Here is an 18527-nt window from a genome sequence, read left to right as displayed (position 1 = left end):
GAGATAAGGATGGGTGAACGCATCGCTTTCCGCATGATCCTCAATCCGGGCCAGGCCGATGAATATAAGCGCCGCCACGATGCGATCTGGCCCCAATTGGCCGAACTGCTCAAATCGAGCGGCATTTCCGATTATACGATCTGGCTCGACCCCGAGACCAATCACCTGTTCGCAACGCTGGTGCGAGCCGAAAATCACGCCATGGACCGGTTGCCCGAAACCGAAATCATGGGGCGCTGGTGGGCCATGATGGGCGATATCATGGAAACCAACCCCGACAGCTCGCCCGTACAGGTCGAACTCATCAAGATGTTCGAGCTTCCCTAGCACAACTGGACCGCGTTGCGGTTCCCGGACCAATCGACATCTGCCTGGGCTGGCCGCCGTTCTTCCCCATTCACCACTCTGTCACCCTGGCCCTGAGCCGGGATGACAGGGTGGTTTGAGACAATTGCCGTTTCCGTACCCCCTCCATGTCACCCCGGGGCTTGTTCCCGGGGTCCAGCAGCATTTCCACAATCGACAGCGCTGTTTTTGGGCACCAAAGACCGAACGTCGATTCAGCCTAGAGCGCTTCCAGGATAAGTGGGTACCACTTATCCTGGAAGCGCTACAAAACAAGGGCTTAGAGCAATTGAAGCGATTCCAAGAAACGCCGAAATGCTCTAACTCACCTCGGCAGCCAGCCAGTCGCGGAAAGCCACAAGCGGACGATAGGTCTCCCGCGCCGGCGGCCAGGCCAGCCAGTAGGACCCGGTGCCCGAAACGGCAGACGCGAGCACCGGGCTCAGCCGCCCTGCCGCTATCTCGCTTTGCGCGATGTAATGGGGCAGCAATGCCACCCCCAGCCCGGCAATCGTCGCCTCGATCATCAGGGCAAACTGGTCGAACATCATGCCCGAAACGGGCAGAGGTGCCGCGCCTTGCCCGGCAAACCATGCGTCCCACGCGCGCGGCCGGGTTTCGAGTTGAAAAAGCTGCAGACCGGCCAGATCGCCTGGAACGCTTATCGGATGGCTGGCCAGAAGATGCGGCGCGGCGCACGCGGTAACCCGCTCGTCGAACAGCCGCATATGCCCGGCATCGGGCGCTTCGCCGCTCCCGAAATAGATCATCGCGTCGAACCGCTCGGCGGCAAAGTCGATGGGGCGGATGCGCGTTGAAAGATTGACGGTGACCCCAGGATGCGCGGCGAGAAAACCGCCAAGGCGCGGCGCCAGCCAGCGCGTGCCGAATGCGGGAAGGATGGCCAGCGACAGGGCGCCTCCGCCCAGATCGGCAGCGGTGCGCATCGAGGCGCGCTCGATGGCATCGAGCGCTGCCGCGATGTCCCGCGCATAATCGATACCGGCCGGCGTGGGCAAAAGCCGCTTGTTCTGGCGCAAAAACAGCGGACGGCCCAGTTGCGTTTCGAGCGATGCTACAAGACGCGACACCGTGCCCTGGGAAAGATCGAGCGCCTTGGCTGCGGCAATCGTCGAGCCCGTGCGCTGCACGGCCTCGAAGGCGGCCAGTTGTCCGATGGAGGGCAGGTAGCGGCGTTGGCGGCTCATGATCTATGCGGTTTATGCATCAACTATCGATCAATTAGGATTATTTTGGCGTGAGGTCCAGCGATATGATGGCCAAAACCGATATAGTCTGCTGGAGAAATCATGGCCGAAACACCCGCCCGCAACAGCTTTAGCTGGTCCGATCCGTTCCTGCTCGAGGACCAGCTTTCGGCAGAAGAGCGTATGATCCGCGACTCGGCGGCCGCTTTCGCCGCCGACAAGCTGGCGCCGCGCGTCGCTGACGACTACCTCGAAGAGCGGGTCGATCCGACCATTTTTGCCGATTTCGGTGCAGCCGGACTTCTGGGCGCAACGGTTCCCGAGCAATATGGCGGGCTGGGCGCGTCCTATGTCGCCTACGGGCTGATCGCGCGCGAAATCGAGCGCGTCGATTCCGGCTATCGCTCGATGATGAGCGTGCAGTCCTCGCTGGTCATGTATCCGATCCTTGCCTATGGCTCTGAAGACCAGAAGAAGAAATACCTCCCCAAACTGGCCAGTGGCGAGTGGATCGGCTGTTTCGGTCTGACCGAACCCGACGCGGGGTCCGATCCCGGCGGGATGAAAACCCGCGCCGAAAAAATCGATGGCGGCTATCGCCTGCACGGCTCTAAGACCTGGATCTCCAATTCTCCCATCGCCGATGTTTTCGTTGTCTGGGCCAAATCCGCCGCACACGAAGGCAAGGTGCGTGGCTTTGTGCTGGAAAATGGCACCAAGGGTCTCTCCGCCCCCAAGATCGGCGGAAAACTATCCTTGCGGGCCTCGGTCACCGGCGAGATCGTCATGGATGGGGTCGAAGTGGGCGAGGACGCTCTGCTGCCCGATGTCGAGGGCATGAGCGGACCGTTCGGCTGCCTCAATCGCGCGCGCTACGGCATTTCCTGGGGCACCATGGGCGCGGCTGAGGATTGCTGGCACCGGGCGCGCCAATATGGCCTCGATCGCAAGCAGTTCGGCAGGCCCCTGGCCGCCACCCAGCTCTTCCAGAAAAAGCTCGCCGACATGCAAACCGAAATCGCTCTGGGCCTGCAGGCCTCGCTGCGCGTGGGGCGGCTGATGGACGAGGGTCGGTTCGCGCCTGAAATGATTTCCATCGTCAAGCGCAACAATTGCGGCAAGGCGCTCGATATTGCCCGCCAGTCGCGCGACATGCATGGCGGCAACGGCATCCAGATCGAATATCAGATCATGCGGCACGCCCAGAATCTCGAAACGGTCAACACCTACGAGGGCACCCATGATGTTCACGCGCTGATCCTGGGCCGCGCCCAAACTGGTTTGCAGGCGTTTTTCTAGAGCGCTGCCAGCAAAAGTGGACACCACTTTTGCGGTTCGGAAGCGCGACAAAACAAGGACTTAAAAGCAATTTGAGCGATTCGAAGAAAAGCGAAACTGCTTTGATGTCGCCGGAGGCTCCGCTTGCCGGGCTGCGTGTGGTCGAACTGGCCCGGATCCTGGCCGGCCCGTGGCTGGGCCAGACGCTGGCCGATCTGGGCGCTGAGGTCATCAAGGTCGAAAGCCCCGAGGGTGACGATACCCGCCGCTGGGGGCCGCCCTTCATCGAGCGCGAGGACGAAAGGGGCGGCACCGAAAAGGTCGCCGCCTATTTCCACGCCACCAACCGCTCCAAGCGCTCGGTAGTCTGCGATTTTCGTGATCCGGCAGATCTCGAACGGCTCAGGTCGCTGATCGCCGATGCCGACGTTCTGATCGAAAACTTTAAGGTTGGCGGGCTCGCGCGCTACGGCCTCGATTATCCAACACTGGCCGCCATCAATCCCGGTCTCGTCTATGTCTCGATCACCGGCTTTGGCCAGACCGGCCCGCGCGCCAGCCAGCCCGGCTACGACTTTCTCATTCAGGGCATGAGCGGGATCATGGATCTGACCGGCGATCCGGCGGGCGAACCGCAAAAGGTGGGCGTCGCCTGGATCGATGTCTTTACCGGCCTTTATGGGGTCATCGGCGTGCAGGCCGCCTTGGCCGAGCGCCAGCGCTCGGGCAGGGGCCAGCATATCGATCTATCCCTCCTCGATGTGGGCGTGGCGGTCCTTGCCAATCAGGCGATGAATTTCCTCGTCTCGGGCAAAACCCCCTCCCGCATGGGCAACGCCCACCCCAACATCGTTCCCTATCAGGTGTTCCCGGTTGCCGACGGGCACGTCATCATCGCCTGCGGCAATGACAGACAATTTCAGGCCCTGTGCTCTGTCCTAAAGCTCCCCACACTTGCGACAGATCCGCGCGCAATGACCAATTCCGACCGCGTGACCAATCGTGACATGGTCGCGGACCTGTTGGCCGAAGCCACGGCCCCCTGGACCAAAGCGCGGCTGATAGACGCTCTCGAAATCGCCGGCGTGCCATGCGGCCCGATCAATACGGTCGCCGAGGCTCTCGCCGAACCCCAGGTCGCCGCGCGCGGTCTGAAAATCACCCCCCAAGACATTCCCGGCCTGCGCACCCCCTTGAGTTTTTCGCGCAGCCCACTGACCCTGGACAAGGCAGCGCCGGTGCTCGGCGCCGGGCACTGGGCCTGGTCCGAATAGTCGGGGATCAGAGCCCGCCACCCTGACCCATGGCCCACATGCCGATCCCAAGGCCGATAAGCAGCAGCACTGTGGCAAGGCCAACATAGATCAATGCCGATGTGGGAAACCGCTCCAGTCTTGTGGGAATGGGGTGCGGCGGCGTGCCCGCGGCCACATCCTGAGCATCTGGCGGCTCTCCGGCCGCTTCGGCATCGGTTCCCAATGGCGCGGCGGCGGGGTCCGGCCATTCGGTCTTTTCGCCGGTTTTGCCCGAATCTATGGCATCACGCAGCGCGTCTGTCGTCTGTGGAGGGGTTTTGCTGGCCATCGTTTCGTCCTTTCCAAGCGTCCTTGCCTTTCCCAAGCGCGCTGTTCGTCGCCGGTTCCCTGCAACTCTCCCGCTCGTCATCAGTTATTTTCTGTGAGAGCGGGGCACCAGAAGGACAAAACGGAGCACGACGATGAAGGAAAAGACCGACCATGGGGCCCCGGCCTTCAAGGAACGCAAGGTTCCCGGGCCCAGACAGGCTGATCAGCAGGTGCGCGATGCGGGCGCGGAATCCACCCGCGATGACAGGTCGGGCTGGGACGATGTCGATGAGGCCGTTGACGAAACTTTTCCCGCTTCCGACGCCACGGCCAAATATTAGCCGGGGCGCAAAACAGGGTCTGCGGTTTACATCTCGCTCCCCATCCCTACATTGGGGATCGTGGTTCGCGGGGCAAGCCCCGGCGGACCTTCGCCGGATCTGTCTTTTTGACCGCCTTGAGAGCGCGCGGCGACGGATCCTGAGCAAACACAAGTGAAAAGGACACAGCATGACCCAGGCAAAACAAGGGGATACTGTGCGCATCCACTACACCGGACGGCTCACCGACGGCACCCAGTTCGATTCTTCCGATGGCCGTGATCCCCTCGAATTCCAGCTTGGCTCCGGCCAGATCATCAAGGGCCTTGAGGAACAGGTTCAGGGCATGAGCGTGGGCGCTAAAGAGACAGTGACCATTCCTGCCGACGCCGCCTATGGGGCCCATCGTCCCGAAGGTGTGCAAAGCGTGCCCCGGACCCAGATTCCCGAGGGAGTCGACACCTCGGTCGGCGCCCGTCTTCAGGCCACCGGCGGCGACGGACAGACCATGGTCCTGACCGTGATCGATACCTCCGAAGAGGAAATCACCGTCGACGCCAATCACCCGCTGGCGGGCAAGGACCTTATCTTCGACGTCGAACTGGTCGAAGTTCTCTGACCGTCGGAGTGCGGTCAGAAAAAGTTGCAGACTTTTTCGGTTCGACCGCGCGACCACATAAGGATTTGGAACGCCGGACCGACTCGGTCGGGCCGGAACGACCTTTAATGGGCCCGGGCCGATGTCCGGGCCATTTTCGCTTTCCCGTAAGCGCCTCTTTACCATTTCGCAGCTTTCCCGGCCCCGAGCCGGCAAACACGCCGTCCAAATAAGGTTTTCCCAACATTTTGGGACCAAGGTCGCGACGCCAGAAACGCGCGCACCCTAGGCAACGGACGGCCCTTATCGATGACAGCGGCAACTCATATCGGCGATCCGACGACAACGGCCCAGCCATTGCGCACGCTCGTCCATGATTCCATCGCAAGCGCTGCACCGGCCTGGCTCCGCCTTCAGGAGATCGGGGTTTACACCCCCTATCAGCGCCTCGACTGGATCACCGCCTATATCGACGCCGGCTTTTCCCCGGACCCCCATATCGCCATAGTGACCATCCTCGATCACGATCGCCCCATTGCGCTGATCCCCTTCGAGATAGTCCGCAAATTCGGCCTGCGCGTCGCCCGCATCATCGGCATGCCCATTTCCAACGGCGACGCGCCGGTCTTCGATCCGCATTACGCGCATCTGCTCACGGCAAATGCGCTGCGCGACGCACTGGCCAACCTCCCGGCCGACATCGTCAATTTCCACTGCGTAGCCGCCGAGATCGGGAATCATCCCAATCCCCTGGCGGCGCTCGGTGGCAATCCGGCGCCCGACAATTTCTACGTCAACACCCTCGAGCCGGGCGAAGCGCCCTTTATCGAGCAATCCTTGCCCCACAAGCGCCGCACCAATATCCGCCGCTCCCAGCGCCGGCTCGACGAAGGGTTTGGTGCCGTGATCCTTCACCGCGCCAAAACCCCGGCCGAGGTCGAAACGATACTCGAAGTCTTCCTCGACCAGCGCGGCCGCCGGTTCGTGCAGATGGGTGTGGAAAACATTTTCCAGCGCCCCGCCTTCAGACAGTTCTTTCGCCGGTTGGCGCTCGAAGGGCTGAGCGAGAATCGCCCGGCCATAAGCCTGCACGCGCTCTATGCCGGCCAAACCATTGTTGCCACCAGCATCGGCACCTACGGTCCCAACCATTATTCGCAATACATCAACTCGACCGATTACGGCGAGGCATCGCGATATTCACTGATGGGCGTGACGCTATCGCTTCTTGTTGATCAGTTGCGGACCGACGGCGTCACGAGCCTCGACATGGGCCTGGGCGATTTCGACTACAAGACCGACTGGACAAATCGCCAGCCCGTCTTCGATATCGTGCTTCCGGTCTCCACGCTTGGCCAAATCGCCGCTCCGCTGCTGCGGGGTGCGCGCGCGGCAAAACGCAGGATCAAGCAAACCCCGACGCTTTGGAAGCTGGCGCGCATCGCTCAATCGAGCGTGGTGGGGTTGCGGCGTACGCTATCGGGACAAAACCGGGATCATTAATTAAGCGCGGCTCAAAGCCCCATGGCGGCCAGCCCCCACCAGACCAGCCCGGCGACGGGCAGGGGCAGCAGGATGCGGACGGCCCATAAGGCGAGCGTTCTCTCGGCGCCGCTGGTCACCAATATGGTTGTCAGAAGTCCGACAAGATAAAGTGCCGACGCCACCAATATGGGCACGGGAACCAGAAAAAAGAAAATTGCGACCGGCAGTGCAATGGTGAGCAAAAAACCGACGGATACAATAACGAGCCATGGGCGATAGCCCGATATACTTATCTGGCGCTCGTGGTTTTCCGGCTCATTTCCGAGGGAAAACGAATATCCGATCTGCATCATTATCTCCGGCCTGCAATAGCTCACGCTGGTTGAAGTCGCCGCCGCAATCAACTCAAATTAAGCTCAAGTTTGAGTATCTACATATTACCGGCAGCGATCTCGGCCTTTGAGGAATCTTAAATAAAGTGGCCATTATCAACACCGTATCGAGCTAAATTTGGAGTCCCGCCATCGCAACGAGCCATCTGATAATTTTGATGATCGGTGCGATAAGGGAAATGGCCAGCGCGACATACCTGCAGCGGCCAGTATTTTGAACTTCAGAGACTGGCTCGATGATGTCGAATCGGAAGCTTTTGATTCGTAAGCGTTCAATCAGATCGTTCCCCTGCACACCTCACCAATTGTGAGCGTGCAGGCAATACGCCGCTATTGGGTGGTTTGCGTATGCGGCACTTCGGCACGATGAGGGGTTGGAGTTAGGCTGGAACTGCCCAGACCCCTATGGCTGGTTTTGGACCAGTGATAGGGCTTGAAAACCAGTTCGAACCCCGCCAGCACCACCGCGCACCACGCCATCAGCCAATAGGCCGGCAGGGCAAACAGCCATGGCGCTATATCCTTGCGCCCGATGCGATCGAGCCCGATGATGCTGATGACGACCGCGCCCGCATAGCCGAAAAGCAGTGTACCCAGCCCCGCCACGGTCCAGAGGTCAGCCGCTCCCCCAACAATCAGGTCGTAGAGCAATCTGGCTATGGTGGTCACCAGAAACAGGCCATGCACCGAAAGGGAAAGCACCATGCCGCCCACGAAAATGTAAAAGGCGATCAGACTGGACCACCCCAGATCGGCCAGCAGCTTTGCCGGCCGGGCCGAATGGACAAGAAGGGTCTGCATCCATCCCTTTATCCAGCGCGAACGTTGGCGGACCCACGCACCCATGCTCTCGGGCGCCTCCTCCAGGGTCACGGTTGCCAGGCTTTCGACGCGCAGGCCCAGTCGCGCCATGCGGATGCCCAGATCGGCGTCCTCGGTCACGTTGAACGCATCCCACGCGCCGATGCCTTTGAGCGTTTCAGTACGGAAATGATTTGAGGTGCCGCCCAGCGGCACCGGAAAGCCGGCGCGTCCGATGGCCGGCAGTAAAACACCGAAATGGCCGGCATATTCTGCGGCAAACATGCGCGCGACCCAGCTTCGCGGCGCGTTGGCGATGACAAGTTCACCCTGCAGGCATTCGAGCGTTGCGTCCTCTGCAAAAAGGCTGGCAGCGGCCCGCAATTGCCCCGGATCGGGCAGGTCTTCAGCATCAAAGACCACCACATGGGAACCACGCGCCAGGGGCAGAGCGTAATTGAGCGCCTTGGGTTTGGTATAGGGCCGGCATCGCGGCACCACGATCAGTGAAAAGCGCCGGTCTCCCAATTGTGCGCGGGCGGCTGTTACGGTCTCGGGGCTGGCGCTTTCGACAACGAACTTGATGTCGAGCTTTTCGGCGGGATAATCGAGTGCCTTAAGAGCGCGTGAGATCTGGGGTACCATATGCGCTTCGTCACGCATGGGAACGAGCACCGTATAGACCGGCAATTGGCGGTCATCGAGCAGCTTTCCGGGCCTTAGGGCCTCGTTGCGCTCGAAGGTGAAGGCGGCCCACAATCGAAATCCCGAGGGCAGGGCCAGGACCAGTGCCAACAGGGCAAGCACAGGGGCCAGATTGGTGATGAAGACCGGCGCGACCGCAAGCCCGGTCAGCGCCGTCATGGCCAGGACAAAGCCAACCCTCGCCCCCATCGGAAGGTCGAGATGAGCGCTTGCGAGTGGAAATCGGCGCGCCAGCCGTTGCAGGGCGTTGGTTGCCAGCGGCTCGGGATTGGTTTGAGCAATCGCGCCCTCGAGCGTGGCTGGCGAGACGATGCACAGCCTCGCCCGCAGGCCCCCATCCTCTCCGACGCGCGCCGCCAGTCCGCGCAAATGGGCAAAGCCCGGAGAAAGGAACAGGGTTTCCTTGCCTTCGATCTGCCCTCGGATCGAGCGCAGACCGGCGAAACGGTCGACGTCGAAATCTCCGTTCAAAGGCAAAAGAAACCGGGTGATGTCGTTCCGGTACTGAACACCGAGAAAGGCGGCAGCCCGTCGATAAGGTCCCTCGCGATCGGCCCCGTCCATGGCAGCCAGAACGTCGAGTGGATCGGCATCGATGCGCCGGGCACGATCAAGCGCGGCTTCGGCCACATGCCGGGACCAGCCCGGTTGCGCGGCCAATGCCTCAGCGAGTTCGACATCGTCAAACGGCCGCACGACGCTCATATGCCCCCAAATCGTCCCCGCGACCCTACCAATTGTTTTGGCAATCGGCCATAACGAGGATCAAATTTGTTCAGGGCCTTGAGACGTCATGATGCCAGCATTTCGGGCAGTCCTTTTTGCCGCTTGCATTCTTTTCGGTGGTGCCGGTTGTGCGGTCGCCCAGAACCTGCCGGTCCATGTCGATCCGGGCGCACGCGATGACATGATCGATCCCATTGCCGTGCCCGCCCTGCGGTTTCTGACAACCCCCGATTTCCCACCTTTCAATTACGCCGATGCCGCTGGGCGGCTGGCCGGCTTCAACGTCGATCTGGCCGATGCCATTTGCGCCCGACTTGAAGCGCGCTGCACCATCCAGGCCTGGCCCTGGAACCGGGTACAGGATGCGCTGGCCGACAATCAGGGCGATGCGCTGATCGCCGGACTCGATATAGATGGCAGCGCCGCCGAGCGGTTCGATTTTTCCCGCATCTATCTGCAATTGCCTGCAAGGTTCGTAACGCAAAAGCCCGTTGCCCCCGGTTTCGATCCGCTCTCATTGACGGGCACGGTTGCGGTCCGCGAGGGTTCGGCTCATGCCGAACTGGCCCAACGCACGCTCGGCCGTGCCGAGATCGTCTTCTATGGCAGCGAATTTGAAGCGCTCGACGCGGTGGCCGCCGGCGAGGCCGATGCCTTTTTCGGTGACGCCGCCCGCGCCTCGTTCTGGCTCAATGAAAACCCCGATTGCTGCGGCTTTGCAGGGGAGGCCTATTTTCGCCCCGACCTGTTCGGGGCCGGGCTTGCAGTGGCCGTTCCGGCCGGCCTCGACAATGTCCGGGTCGCCATCAACTGGGCCCTGACCCGCCTGCAGCGCGAAGGCCGGATCGACGAGATCTACCTGCGCTGGTTCCCGGTCAGCTTTTACTGACGCTCAATTGGAGCGCTTCGGCCAAAACTATGTCCCCGGCCCGATCGAGGATGGGCTTTGCCGAAACCACCACCTGTCATCCCGGACCTGATCCGGGATCCAGTACACTCAGCGCCAAAGCAGGTGCCGTCGGCGCTGCCGGGTCGACCTAAAGCCGCCGGTGCCTGATCCGTGCCGAGGTCTCAATCGCCGCCGTCGTCAGCCGGTCGATCGAGAACGCATCGCGGATCATCTCAAGCATGCGCAACTCTTCCTGATTGAGCTTGAGATCGACAGTCGCGATCTCCACGGCAATGGCATAGGCGGTTTCCTGCAGCCGGGGTTCCAGGGTCTGTGCGATCTGGTCGAGAAGCGCATCGAGCCCGGCCTTGTTGACGGTCTCAACGCAACTGGAGGCAACTTCGGGCAGGCGCTCGATATCGAAACTCTCAAACACCGGCCAGCGGCTGATAAGCGCAGCGAACCGGTCCATCTCGCTGTCGGTCACATCCTTGTCGGACACGGCGGCCATCACCATGACATGGACAAGGGCGTCGGTTGCGGAAAGCTGCATGAAATCACCTGGGGGTCGGGTTGAGGCGCGCCCAAATCTAGAAAGTGCGGCGCGAAGGCGCAAGGCCCGCCGATCATCAGCATTGACCTTTGGGACCGGTTGGTGCAACACCGCGGCCTGAATTCTCCCGGTTTGATTAAAGGATGGGCCAAATTGTCCCAGACCCTGCCCCCTCTCGATCCCTCAGCCATTGCCGCTGCCCCCAACGCCCGTGCCTGGCCGTTCGAGGAAGCCAAAAAGGTTGTGCGGCGCGCCGAGAAGCTGGGCAAGGACGAGGTGATCTTCGAAACCGGCTACGGCCCCTCGGGCAAGCCCCATATCGGCACGTTCGGCGAGGTGATGCGCACCACTATGGTCCGCACCGCGTTCCGGCTTCTGACCGGCGATGCGATCAAGACACGGCTGATCTGCTTTTCCGACGACATGGACGGGATGCGCAAGATCCCCGACAACGTGCCCTCCAGGGAGGCGCTGGAGCCCTATCTCCAGATGCCGCTGACCGCAGTGCCCGATCCCTGGACCAACGAGTTTCCCAGCTTTGGCGAACACAACAACGCCATGCTGCGGCGCTTCCTCGATACCTTCGGGTTCGATTACGAATTCGCAAGCGCCACCGATTATTACAAGTCGGGCAAGTTCGACGCCATGCTGCTGCGCGCGCTCGAACGCTATGACGACATCATGGGCGTCATGCTCCCCACGCTGGGCGCCGAACGTCAGGCTACCTATTCCCCCATCCTGCCCATCTCGCCGATCTCGGGGCGCGTGCTTTACGTGCCCATGAAGGAGGTCAACGCCAAGGACGGCACCGTGACCTTCACCGACGAGGACGGGCGCGATGTGACCGTTCCGGTGACCGGCGGCAATGTAAAGCTGCAATGGAAGCCCGATTTCGGCATGCGCTGGGCAGCGCTCGGGGTCGATTTCGAAATGTTCGGCAAGGATCATCAGACCAACCAGGTGATCTATGACAGGATCTGTTCGATCCTCGGCGGCACCCCGCCCGAACATTACGTCTATGAACTGTTCCTCGATGACCAGGGCCAGAAGATTTCCAAGTCCAAGGGCAACGGCATCACCATCGACGAGTGGTTGACCTACGCGTCCTCGGAAAGCCTCTCGCTGTTCATGTTCCAAAAGCCCAGGACGGCCAAGCGGCTCTATTTCGATGTCATCCCCAAGGCGGTGGACGAATATTTCACCTTCGCCGCCAAAGCCCAGGGCGAGGATGCGGGCCAGCTTCTCGAAAACCCGGCCTTCCATATCCACTCGGCCATGCCCCCTGCATACGACATGCCGGTGAGCTTTGCCCTGCTGCTCAATCTCGCCACAGCGTCCAACCCCGAGAGCCGGGAAGTGATGTGGGGTTACATTTCAGCCTACGCCCCCGGCGTGACACCCCAGACCCACCCCCATCTCGATGCGCTGGTCGGTTATGCGATGCGCTATTTCGAGGACTTCGTTGAAAAGTCCTATCGCGCACCCGACGACGTCGAGCGCAAGGCGCTCGAAGAGCTCTCCGAGACTCTTGCGAAGCTCCCGGCCGATGCGGGCGGTGAGGCGATCCAGAACGCGGCCCTCGACGTGGCGCGCGAGATCGAACGCTATCAGGACCACAAGCGCCTCGGCCCCAATGGCGGCCCGGGCGTGTCGGGCGCCTTTTTCCAGATGCTCTATCAGGTCCTGATCGGCCAGGAACGCGGCCCCCGCTTCGGCTCGTTCGCCGCCCTTTACGGCATCGAGAACACCCGCAAGCTGATCGAAAAGGCACTGAGCGGAAAACTGACCTCCCGGAACTGAAAGGCGGCCACCTCCCGACCTCCTGCCATTTTGGCCTGTCCACTGGCCGTGACCGGGTCAGACCGGTAGGGGCCAGTGGGCGTCCACGGCGGGTTTAGTCGGGGGTGGGCGCTTCGATTTCTGCTGTATATTCAAGGATGTCGCCGGGCTGACAATCGAGATAGGCGCAGATTGCGGCCAACGTCTCAAAACGCACACCTTTGACTTTTCCCTGCTTGAGCAGTGAGAGATTGGCATCGGTAATTCCAACATGTGCGGCAAGATCCTTCGATTTTACAGCGCGCTGAGCAAGAATTACGGCCAGATTCACCTTTATTGGCATGAGTTCGCCTCAAACGAAACGTGAGTTTTCTTCGGCGATAGCGGTGGCCAATTGCATTGTCCATGCAGCAAGCCCGATAGTTGCCGCAAAAATCAGCAACAGAACAGTGTCCAGTGATAGGCTGAAAGACAGAGTCTGTTGACCCGGCGGTGCGGACCAGGTCAATACCACACTCAGAACGGCGGAAATAATAGGACGCGCCAATACACTTGCCCCGACAGCTAGGGCGAAATCTTTCAAAGCTCGGGAAGTGGCGCCTGAAAATATCGCGCCCTGTAATAGAGCCGCCAGATATGCTCTAAGCCGGATCAGGCCGAATATTAGGATGCCGACGGGGAGCATCGAAAGCGAAAGTCCGGCAATTCGCTCAAAATTGCCAAGCAATATCTGCGGCTTGCCCGGCAACGGCACAAGCGCCGAGACCCCTGAAGGATCGACGAAAAGCCAGAACGATGTCAGCGCGATCGGCAACGCGACCGCCACCAACAGCGCGGCAATCCTCAGAGTTAAAAGTACGATGCGCAGCCTTCCCTCGGGCCTGCCGGACATGCTCATGGTCATCACGGAAAACTCCATTGTGCCTATCATTGCGATAGAAGAGCATAAAAATTATTGTTTAACAATAAATTTTATATGCAAAACGATATGACTCTTTCATCGTGCAAGAAGGAGTTTTCGATGAGCTTCCCAGAAATTTCCCCATCCGGCGCCAGCTTTGCGCGTGCCGTTCTCACTGCGTTGGCAACGTTGCCGTTCCTCGCTTCCACTCATGCCATGGCACAGTTTCCGGGGCGCACAGGGCAAGGACAGATCTCGGTTGCCCATGTTGCCGATCTGATAGCCCGGGCCGGCAGCGAAGCCAATGCGCGTGAGCGCCTCAGCTTCTATCTCACCAGCGTGGCCGAGAGTGCGGCTCATCTTCTGGCACAGGCTCGGAGCGCAGGTTTGTCGGTGTCGTGCACGGGGTCATTCAGCGTCGGCAACGATACTGCCTGGGCGGCGATTTCCGCAGGCGCGCCGGATACGGAAACCTGGCCGTCGATACCCGCAACCCCGATCATCATCGACGATCTGCTTATGCGTGCCGGGTGTTGATTGCTCAAACCGTGCTGTGGGCGGCTGCTACTGGCTGGCCCACAGAATCCGGGCGATCCAGTCGATTTCTTCGGGCTTGAAGATTCTCGGCGGGTGATCGGGATTGATCGAATGCAATTCGATCTGTTTTTCGGTGCGCCGGTGCAAAATCTTGGCCATCACCTCCCCATCCTGCGTGCGCGCCACCACCCGGTCGCCGCGCCGCAACTGTTCGGTGGGCGAGACGATGATATAGTCACCGTCCCGATAGAGCGGCTGCATGGATTCACCAGTCACTTCAAGCGCATAGGCTGTGCCGTCACCCAGGCCGGGAAAGCGGACCTCATCCCATCCCTGACCGACCGGAAAGCCCGCAGCATCGAAATAGCCGCCCGATCCGGCCTGCGCAAAACCCAGCAGCGGAACCGCCCGGCTGGCCGCCGCGCTCTGGCTGTAATTCAGTCCGCCCGAAAGCAGGGAATCGAAATTTTCGCTGGTCGCCTCGAGCACCTTGGCAATCGATTCGGTGGACGGCCAACGCTCACGCCCATCCTTGCTGACGCGCTTGGACGGATTGAACGCGGTGGCATCCAGCCCCGCCAGCTTGGCAAGACCCGACGCCGACAGGCCGTGCCGGTCGGCCAGGCTATCGAGAGCTTCCCATATGGCGCGATGAGACAACATGGACAATCAGGTTCCAGAAAAAGGAATAATATCCCTATAGTTCGGAAACTAGTCCTAATACCTCGTTAGTCGCTTGTAAAGATATTTCCAAGCTTGGCAGGGCCCTCACAGCCCGTTAGACCAAGCACCATAGGAGAATTTATGGCCGAACCGATCTATAAAATCGCTGCCACCCAGGACTGGACAACCGCGCGCGGCGCGGGACAATTGGTGGGAACTCCGGTCGATATGGCCGATGGCTATATCCATTTTTCGACCGCCACCCAGTTGGCCGAAACGCTTGAAAAACACTATCGCGGCGCCTCCGGGCTGGTTCTGGCGACAATCGATCCCGACCTGATCGGCACTGACCTCGTCTGGGAGCCCTCGCGCGGCGGGCAGCTTTTCCCCCACCTTTATGCGCCATTGCCGATGGCAGCGGTCATTGCAGAGCGAGATCTCGCTGCCCGGCCGGATGGTGGGTTCGATCTGCCGGAGATTTCATGATGGGCATAGGTGATTTTCTGCACAACGCTACGGTTCAGAAGCTGGCGCAGGACGCTCTGATGCGCATGGATGCCGAAACTGCACACAGGGCGACAATCAACGCGCTCAAATTCGGCCTGGTGCCGTCCGGAGCGCCCTCACCGACAAGCCTGGCCATCTCATTCTGCGGACTGGAGCTGCCCAATCCCATTGGCATGGCACCGGGTTTTGACAAGAATGCCGAAGTGTTCGCACCGCTCGCCAGGGCCGGTTTCGGTTTTGTGGAAGTTGGAACGGTCACCCCGCGACCCCAAAAGGGAAATCCTACCCCAAGAGTATTCCGCATCCCCGATGCGATGGGTGTTATCAACCGACTGGGATTTAACAACGAAGGTCATCAAGCCGCTTTCGAACGGCTCAAGGACCGGACGCTGGGCGAGGTCGTTGGCGTCAATATCGGTGCCAATAAGGACAGCGAGGACTTCGTTGCCGATTACATTGCTGGCGTGAAGACCTTCTCGCCGCTTGCCGATTACCTTACGGCCAACATCTCCTCGCCCAACACGCCCGGCCTGCGCAATCTTCAGGCGGAAGACGCACTCAAGCGCCTGCTGGCCGCTCTGATGGAAACCCGGGCTGCCCAGCCACGCCAGACCGCGATACTGCTCAAGATCGCACCGGATCTTGATGAAGCTGAAATGGATTCCGTCGCTAAAACAGTGCTCAAAAGCGGCATCGACGGGCTGATCGTTTCCAACACGACAATTTCGCGCGACACGGTAGCCGGTCTCGAAAACGCCGGCGAAACAGGCGGGCTTTCGGGCAGGCCGTTGTTCAATCTGGCAACACGGCGCCTGGCCCAGATGCGCTTGCGTCTTGGTCCGGAATTCCCGCTGATCGGCGTGGGCGGCATTCACTCGGCCCAAAGCGCCATTGCCAAACTCGAGGCGGGCGCCAATGTTGTCCAGCTCTATTCGGCTCTGGTCTATGGCGGGCTCGAGATGGTCGAGGAGATCAAGTCCGGGCTCGCGCAGGCCGTTATTGAACGCAGGCTTTCCAATGTATCGGGACTCACTGGCGTGGCGGTCAAGGACTGGGCTGAAGGCAGAATAGCGATCTAGGCGAAAATCTCGTTCTTCCGCCGTTCGATGGCGAGTGCATAAATGCCGGCTCGCACGAGCAGCAGCACATGCAGCGCGATCCACAACCCCCAAAGACCCAGGAACGGCTGCAGGATCATGGCGGTTGCAAGATAGACAATGAGCGAAACGATCATCCCGTTGCGCATTGTGACGTTGAAGGTCGCGCCGATCATCACGCCGTCATAGACGAAGGCGGGCATCCCGGTGAGCGGGGTCAGGGCTGCCATCATCAGATAGACCCGGGCCATTTCGCGCACTTGGGCGTTGGTGGTCATCAGATCGATAGCCAACCATCCAAAACTGAGCAAAAGAGCGCTCAGCATCCCCGCAATCAGCAGGCCCCAGCCCAGCGTGAGTTTGGTCGCGCGCTCGAAAGCCGGACGCCAGCGCGCCCCGACCGCCTTGCCGCACAATTGCTCGGAGGCCGTGGCAATGCCGTCGAGAAAGAATGCCGAGACCGAAAACAGTTGCAGCAGAATTGCGTTGGACGCCAATTCGATCTCGCCCATGCGCGCCCCTTGTGCGGCGAAATAGGCGAAGGCGCCCATCAAAGCTGCCGAACGGATAATAAGATCTCGGCTCAAACCGATCATCCGTTTGATCGCTGCAACGTCGAGCAGGGCAGCAAGGGTCGTATTGGCAAGGATCGGCTTGATGCCGCCATAATGATGGATGGCGAGGACCACCCCGGCGACAGCGGCAACGCCTTGCCCGATAACGGTGGCCCAGGCGACACCGGGAACGCCCCAGCCCAGCTCCAAAACGAACCAGACGCTGAGCATGATATTGATGACGTTGATAAGAATCTGCAGCCACATGCCGGTGCGCGCATCGGCCCGGCCGTAAAACCATCCCAGCAGCACAAAATTGATGAGCACGAACGGCACCGACCACATGCGTATGCCCATATACTCGGCAAACGCCCCCGCAGCATCGGGTGGCGGAGCCAGCGCGGCTGCAAACCCGAGATAGATGGGATAGGAGAGCGCCAGAAGTAGCGCACTCAACAGGGCTGCAGCGACCATGGCGCGCACCACATGAAGCAGCCCGTCGAGCGGATCGCGCGCGCCGACCGCCTGTGCCGTCAGCCCAGCCGTTCCAAAGCGCAGGAAAAAGGCCAGGGCGAACACGACACTGAACGCCGCGGCACCGAGCGAAAGCCCTCCCAGCAGCCCCGCATCGCCCAACTGCCCGATGACGGCGGTATCGATGATGCCCGCCACCGGCTCGGTGATAAACGCCACCGACGCCGGAACGGCTATGGCCCACACATCGCGATGGTGAACCTCGAAGGGGTGAACCGATATGCTCATCGAAGGGAACCGGGAAGAGGAGGGATGACTACGCTATCCGATTCTGCTCCGATCTAATTCTCAAAGTCGCTCGTTTTGAGCAGAACTGGCCGGGTTGGGACCTGGCAGACCGGCATGATCTCGATGGAATTAACGTTCACGTGCGCGGGCAGGTTGGCCAGCCACCAGACGGTATTGGCGATGTCCTCGGGCAGCAGCGGTTCGTTGTCGGCATACATTTTCTCGTTGGCCTCGAAATCCCCGCCCGTGCGTACTGCGGTGAATTCCGATTTCGCATGCCCCGGTTCAAGCGATGTGATGCGAATGCCTGTCCCCATGGTGTCGGTGCGTAAATTCATCGAAAACTGATGCACGAAGGCCTTTGTCGCCCCATAGACGTTGCCGCCGGTATAGGCAAAGCGCCCGGCGATCGATCCGACATTGATGATCGAGGAGCCTCGGCCCACTTGCTTGACGAGCGGCAGCACCTCGAGGGTCGTATGCAGCAGGCCCACGATGTTGGTGTCGATCATGGTCTGCCATTGATCGGTATCGACCTCCGGGACGGCGCCCGTGCCCAGGGCCAGCCCGCCATTGTTGAACAGGCAGGTGATCGGTTTGAAATTTTCCGGGATCGCCGCGACCGCGCGTTTTATCGAGGCCTTGTCGGTCAAATCCATTTCGATGCCGTGGACGATTTCGGGGAACTCGGCCTCAAGCTCGGCCAGCCGCTCACGCCTGCGGCCCGTGGCGATCACCTTCCAGCCGTTCTTTGCAAAAAGCCGCGCGGTGGCCGCGCCGAAGCCCGACGTGGCGCCGGTGATGAAGATGACGGGAGACATGGGCAGAACCTTGAATGGCTTTAAATTGGGGCGCGGCGGAG

General features: G+C 60.6%; 21 protein-coding genes. 11 read left to right on the top strand and 10 right to left on the bottom strand.

Annotated elements, in window-relative coordinates; translation table 11 throughout:
- The first annotated feature begins 9 nt into the window (after positions 1–9).
- Positions 10–327 carry an L-rhamnose mutarotase gene (gene rhaM, locus OF122_RS16600; RefSeq protein ID WP_264225292.1) on the top strand — a complete coding sequence of 106 codons (318 nt, stop codon included), beginning with the start codon at positions 10–12 and terminating at the stop codon, positions 325–327.
- A 338-nt stretch (positions 328–665) separates the two neighbouring features.
- Here the strand turns inward: rhaM and OF122_RS16595 are convergent, their stop codons facing one another.
- Positions 666–1553 carry a LysR family transcriptional regulator gene (locus OF122_RS16595; protein ID WP_264225291.1) on the bottom strand — a complete coding sequence of 296 codons (888 nt, stop codon included), beginning with the start codon at positions 1551–1553 and terminating at the stop codon, positions 666–668.
- A gap of 102 nt (positions 1554–1655) precedes the next feature.
- On the opposite strand from OF122_RS16595, the gene OF122_RS16590 reads away from it, so the two are divergent.
- Complete coding sequence (locus OF122_RS16590; RefSeq protein WP_264225290.1) at positions 1656–2852, top strand: acyl-CoA dehydrogenase; 1197 nt, start codon at positions 1656–1658, stop codon at positions 2850–2852.
- A gap of 104 nt (positions 2853–2956) precedes the next feature.
- A complete protein-coding gene (locus OF122_RS16585) occupies positions 2957–4105 on the top strand; it encodes a CaiB/BaiF CoA transferase family protein (protein ID WP_264225289.1) in 1149 nt (382 codons plus the stop codon).
- A 7-nt stretch (positions 4106–4112) separates the two neighbouring features.
- On the opposite strand, the gene OF122_RS16580 is transcribed toward OF122_RS16585, so the two are convergent.
- Positions 4113–4415 carry a hypothetical protein gene (locus OF122_RS16580; protein ID WP_264225288.1) on the bottom strand — a complete coding sequence of 101 codons (303 nt, stop codon included), beginning with the start codon at positions 4413–4415 and terminating at the stop codon, positions 4113–4115.
- Positions 4416–4548: 133 nt separating this feature from the next.
- Here OF122_RS16580 and OF122_RS16575 point away from each other — a divergent pair, with 133 nt between their 5' ends.
- The 3 genes from OF122_RS16575 to OF122_RS16565 all read left to right on the top strand — a co-directional run bounded on the left by OF122_RS16575 (position 4549) and on the right by OF122_RS16565 (position 6817).
- Positions 4549–4737 carry a hypothetical protein gene (locus OF122_RS16575; RefSeq protein ID WP_264225287.1) on the top strand — a complete coding sequence of 63 codons (189 nt, stop codon included), beginning with the start codon at positions 4549–4551 and terminating at the stop codon, positions 4735–4737.
- A 169-nt stretch (positions 4738–4906) separates the two neighbouring features.
- Positions 4907–5335 carry an FKBP-type peptidyl-prolyl cis-trans isomerase gene (locus OF122_RS16570; protein ID WP_264225286.1) on the top strand — a complete coding sequence of 143 codons (429 nt, stop codon included), beginning with the start codon at positions 4907–4909 and terminating at the stop codon, positions 5333–5335.
- A 288-nt stretch (positions 5336–5623) separates the two neighbouring features.
- The gene (locus OF122_RS16565; RefSeq protein WP_264225285.1) at positions 5624–6817 is read left to right on the top strand and encodes a GNAT family N-acetyltransferase; all 1194 of its coding nucleotides are present in this window, start codon (positions 5624–5626) and stop codon (positions 6815–6817) included.
- An 11-nt stretch (positions 6818–6828) separates the two neighbouring features.
- Here the strand turns inward: OF122_RS16565 and OF122_RS16560 are convergent, their stop codons facing one another.
- The gene (locus OF122_RS16560) at positions 6829–7149 is read right to left on the bottom strand and encodes a hypothetical protein (protein ID WP_264225284.1); all 321 of its coding nucleotides are present in this window, start codon (positions 7147–7149) and stop codon (positions 6829–6831) included.
- 372 nt (positions 7150–7521) lie between these two features.
- Positions 7522–9402: a glycosyltransferase gene (locus OF122_RS16555; protein ID WP_264225283.1), complete on the bottom strand. Its 1881-nt coding sequence runs from the start codon at positions 9400–9402 to the stop codon at positions 7522–7524.
- An 88-nt stretch (positions 9403–9490) separates the two neighbouring features.
- On the opposite strand from OF122_RS16555, the gene OF122_RS16550 reads away from it, so the two are divergent.
- A complete protein-coding gene (locus OF122_RS16550) occupies positions 9491–10312 on the top strand; it encodes a transporter substrate-binding domain-containing protein (protein ID WP_264225282.1) in 822 nt (273 codons plus the stop codon).
- A 148-nt stretch (positions 10313–10460) separates the two neighbouring features.
- Here OF122_RS16550 and OF122_RS16545 read toward each other — a convergent pair whose 3' ends face one another.
- On the bottom strand, positions 10461–10865 hold the full coding sequence (locus tag OF122_RS16545; RefSeq protein WP_264225281.1) for a tellurite resistance TerB family protein: 405 nt from the start codon (positions 10863–10865) through the stop codon (positions 10461–10463).
- Between the two features lie 153 nt (positions 10866–11018).
- Here OF122_RS16545 and OF122_RS16540 point away from each other — a divergent pair, with 153 nt between their 5' ends.
- Positions 11019–12665 (top strand): lysine--tRNA ligase, encoded by a 1647-nt coding sequence (locus tag OF122_RS16540; protein WP_264225280.1) that lies wholly within the window; start codon positions 11019–11021, stop codon positions 12663–12665.
- 94 nt (positions 12666–12759) lie between these two features.
- Here OF122_RS16540 and OF122_RS16535 read toward each other — a convergent pair whose 3' ends face one another.
- Positions 12760–12987, bottom strand: coding sequence for a helix-turn-helix domain-containing protein (locus OF122_RS16535; protein ID WP_264225279.1), 228 nt, complete (start codon positions 12985–12987; stop codon positions 12760–12762).
- Between the two features lie 9 nt (positions 12988–12996).
- Positions 12997–13563, bottom strand: coding sequence for a hypothetical protein (locus tag OF122_RS16530; RefSeq protein WP_264225278.1), 567 nt, complete (start codon positions 13561–13563; stop codon positions 12997–12999).
- 102 nt (positions 13564–13665) lie between these two features.
- Here OF122_RS16530 and OF122_RS16525 point away from each other — a divergent pair, with 102 nt between their 5' ends.
- A complete protein-coding gene (locus OF122_RS16525; RefSeq protein WP_264225277.1) occupies positions 13666–14082 on the top strand; it encodes a hypothetical protein in 417 nt (138 codons plus the stop codon).
- A gap of 27 nt (positions 14083–14109) precedes the next feature.
- Here the strand turns inward: OF122_RS16525 and OF122_RS16520 are convergent, their stop codons facing one another.
- Positions 14110–14745, bottom strand: a complete 636-nt coding sequence (locus OF122_RS16520) for a S24 family peptidase (RefSeq protein ID WP_264225276.1) — start codon at positions 14743–14745, stop codon at positions 14110–14112.
- Between the two features lie 141 nt (positions 14746–14886).
- Here OF122_RS16520 and OF122_RS16515 point away from each other — a divergent pair, with 141 nt between their 5' ends.
- Positions 14887–15231, top strand: a complete 345-nt coding sequence (locus OF122_RS16515) for a DUF952 domain-containing protein (RefSeq protein WP_264225275.1) — start codon at positions 14887–14889, stop codon at positions 15229–15231.
- Positions 15231–16331, top strand: a complete 1101-nt coding sequence (locus OF122_RS16510; RefSeq protein ID WP_264227691.1) for a quinone-dependent dihydroorotate dehydrogenase — start codon at positions 15231–15233, stop codon at positions 16329–16331. Before OF122_RS16515 ends, OF122_RS16510 begins: the two co-directional genes overlap by 1 nt.
- On the opposite strand, the gene OF122_RS16505 is transcribed toward OF122_RS16510, so the two are convergent.
- Together OF122_RS16505 and OF122_RS16500 are read right to left on the bottom strand one after the other, a co-directional pair.
- The gene (locus OF122_RS16505; protein ID WP_264225274.1) at positions 16328–17665 is read right to left on the bottom strand and encodes an MATE family efflux transporter; all 1338 of its coding nucleotides are present in this window, start codon (positions 17663–17665) and stop codon (positions 16328–16330) included. The two genes, OF122_RS16510 and OF122_RS16505, sit on opposite strands and share 4 nt — an antisense overlap.
- 53 nt (positions 17666–17718) lie before the next feature.
- Entirely contained in the window at positions 17719–18486 is a 768-nt protein-coding gene (locus OF122_RS16500) for an SDR family NAD(P)-dependent oxidoreductase (RefSeq protein WP_264225273.1), read from the bottom strand.
- Positions 18487–18527: the final 41 nt, after the last annotated feature.

Source organism: Pelagibacterium flavum (assembly GCF_025854335.1).
Taxonomy (GTDB): Bacteria; Pseudomonadota; Alphaproteobacteria; order Rhizobiales; family Devosiaceae; genus Pelagibacterium; species Pelagibacterium flavum.
The sequence above is the reverse complement of the archived record's forward strand: the minus strand, read 5'-3'. Positions and strand labels throughout refer to the sequence as shown.

Bases quoted from the DNA above. Each gene is read 5' to 3' on its own strand.
- OF122_RS16505 (WP_264225274.1), bottom strand. From the start codon at position 17,665: ATGAGCATATCGGTTCACCCCTTCGAGGTTCACCATCGCGATGTGTGG.
- OF122_RS16590 (WP_264225290.1), top strand. From the start codon at position 1,656: ATGGCCGAAACACCCGCCCGCAACAGCTTTAGCTGGTCCGATCCGTTC.
- OF122_RS16520 (WP_264225276.1), bottom strand. From the start codon at position 14,745: ATGTTGTCTCATCGCGCCATATGGGAAGCTCTCGATAGCCTGGCCGAC.
- OF122_RS16585 (WP_264225289.1), top strand. From the start codon at position 2,957: ATGTCGCCGGAGGCTCCGCTTGCCGGGCTGCGTGTGGTCGAACTGGCC.
- OF122_RS16545 (WP_264225281.1), bottom strand. From the start codon at position 10,865: ATGCAGCTTTCCGCAACCGACGCCCTTGTCCATGTCATGGTGATGGCC.
- OF122_RS16595 (WP_264225291.1), bottom strand. From the start codon at position 1,553: ATGAGCCGCCAACGCCGCTACCTGCCCTCCATCGGACAACTGGCCGCC.
- rhaM (WP_264225292.1), top strand. From the start codon at position 10: ATGGGTGAACGCATCGCTTTCCGCATGATCCTCAATCCGGGCCAGGCC.
- OF122_RS16535 (WP_264225279.1), bottom strand. From the start codon at position 12,987: ATGCCAATAAAGGTGAATCTGGCCGTAATTCTTGCTCAGCGCGCTGTA.
- OF122_RS16580 (WP_264225288.1), bottom strand. From the start codon at position 4,415: ATGGCCAGCAAAACCCCTCCACAGACGACAGACGCGCTGCGTGATGCC.
- OF122_RS16530 (WP_264225278.1), bottom strand. From the start codon at position 13,563: ATGGAGTTTTCCGTGATGACCATGAGCATGTCCGGCAGGCCCGAGGGA.
- OF122_RS16550 (WP_264225282.1), top strand. From the start codon at position 9,491: ATGATGCCAGCATTTCGGGCAGTCCTTTTTGCCGCTTGCATTCTTTTC.
- OF122_RS16555 (WP_264225283.1), bottom strand. From the start codon at position 9,402: ATGAGCGTCGTGCGGCCGTTTGACGATGTCGAACTCGCTGAGGCATTG.
- OF122_RS16575 (WP_264225287.1), top strand. From the start codon at position 4,549: ATGAAGGAAAAGACCGACCATGGGGCCCCGGCCTTCAAGGAACGCAAG.
- OF122_RS16525 (WP_264225277.1), top strand. From the start codon at position 13,666: ATGAGCTTCCCAGAAATTTCCCCATCCGGCGCCAGCTTTGCGCGTGCC.
- OF122_RS16565 (WP_264225285.1), top strand. From the start codon at position 5,624: ATGACAGCGGCAACTCATATCGGCGATCCGACGACAACGGCCCAGCCA.
- OF122_RS16515 (WP_264225275.1), top strand. From the start codon at position 14,887: ATGGCCGAACCGATCTATAAAATCGCTGCCACCCAGGACTGGACAACC.
- OF122_RS16510 (WP_264227691.1), top strand. From the start codon at position 15,231: ATGGGCATAGGTGATTTTCTGCACAACGCTACGGTTCAGAAGCTGGCG.
- OF122_RS16570 (WP_264225286.1), top strand. From the start codon at position 4,907: ATGACCCAGGCAAAACAAGGGGATACTGTGCGCATCCACTACACCGGA.
- OF122_RS16560 (WP_264225284.1), bottom strand. From the start codon at position 7,149: ATGCAGATCGGATATTCGTTTTCCCTCGGAAATGAGCCGGAAAACCAC.
- OF122_RS16500 (WP_264225273.1), bottom strand. From the start codon at position 18,486: ATGTCTCCCGTCATCTTCATCACCGGCGCCACGTCGGGCTTCGGCGCG.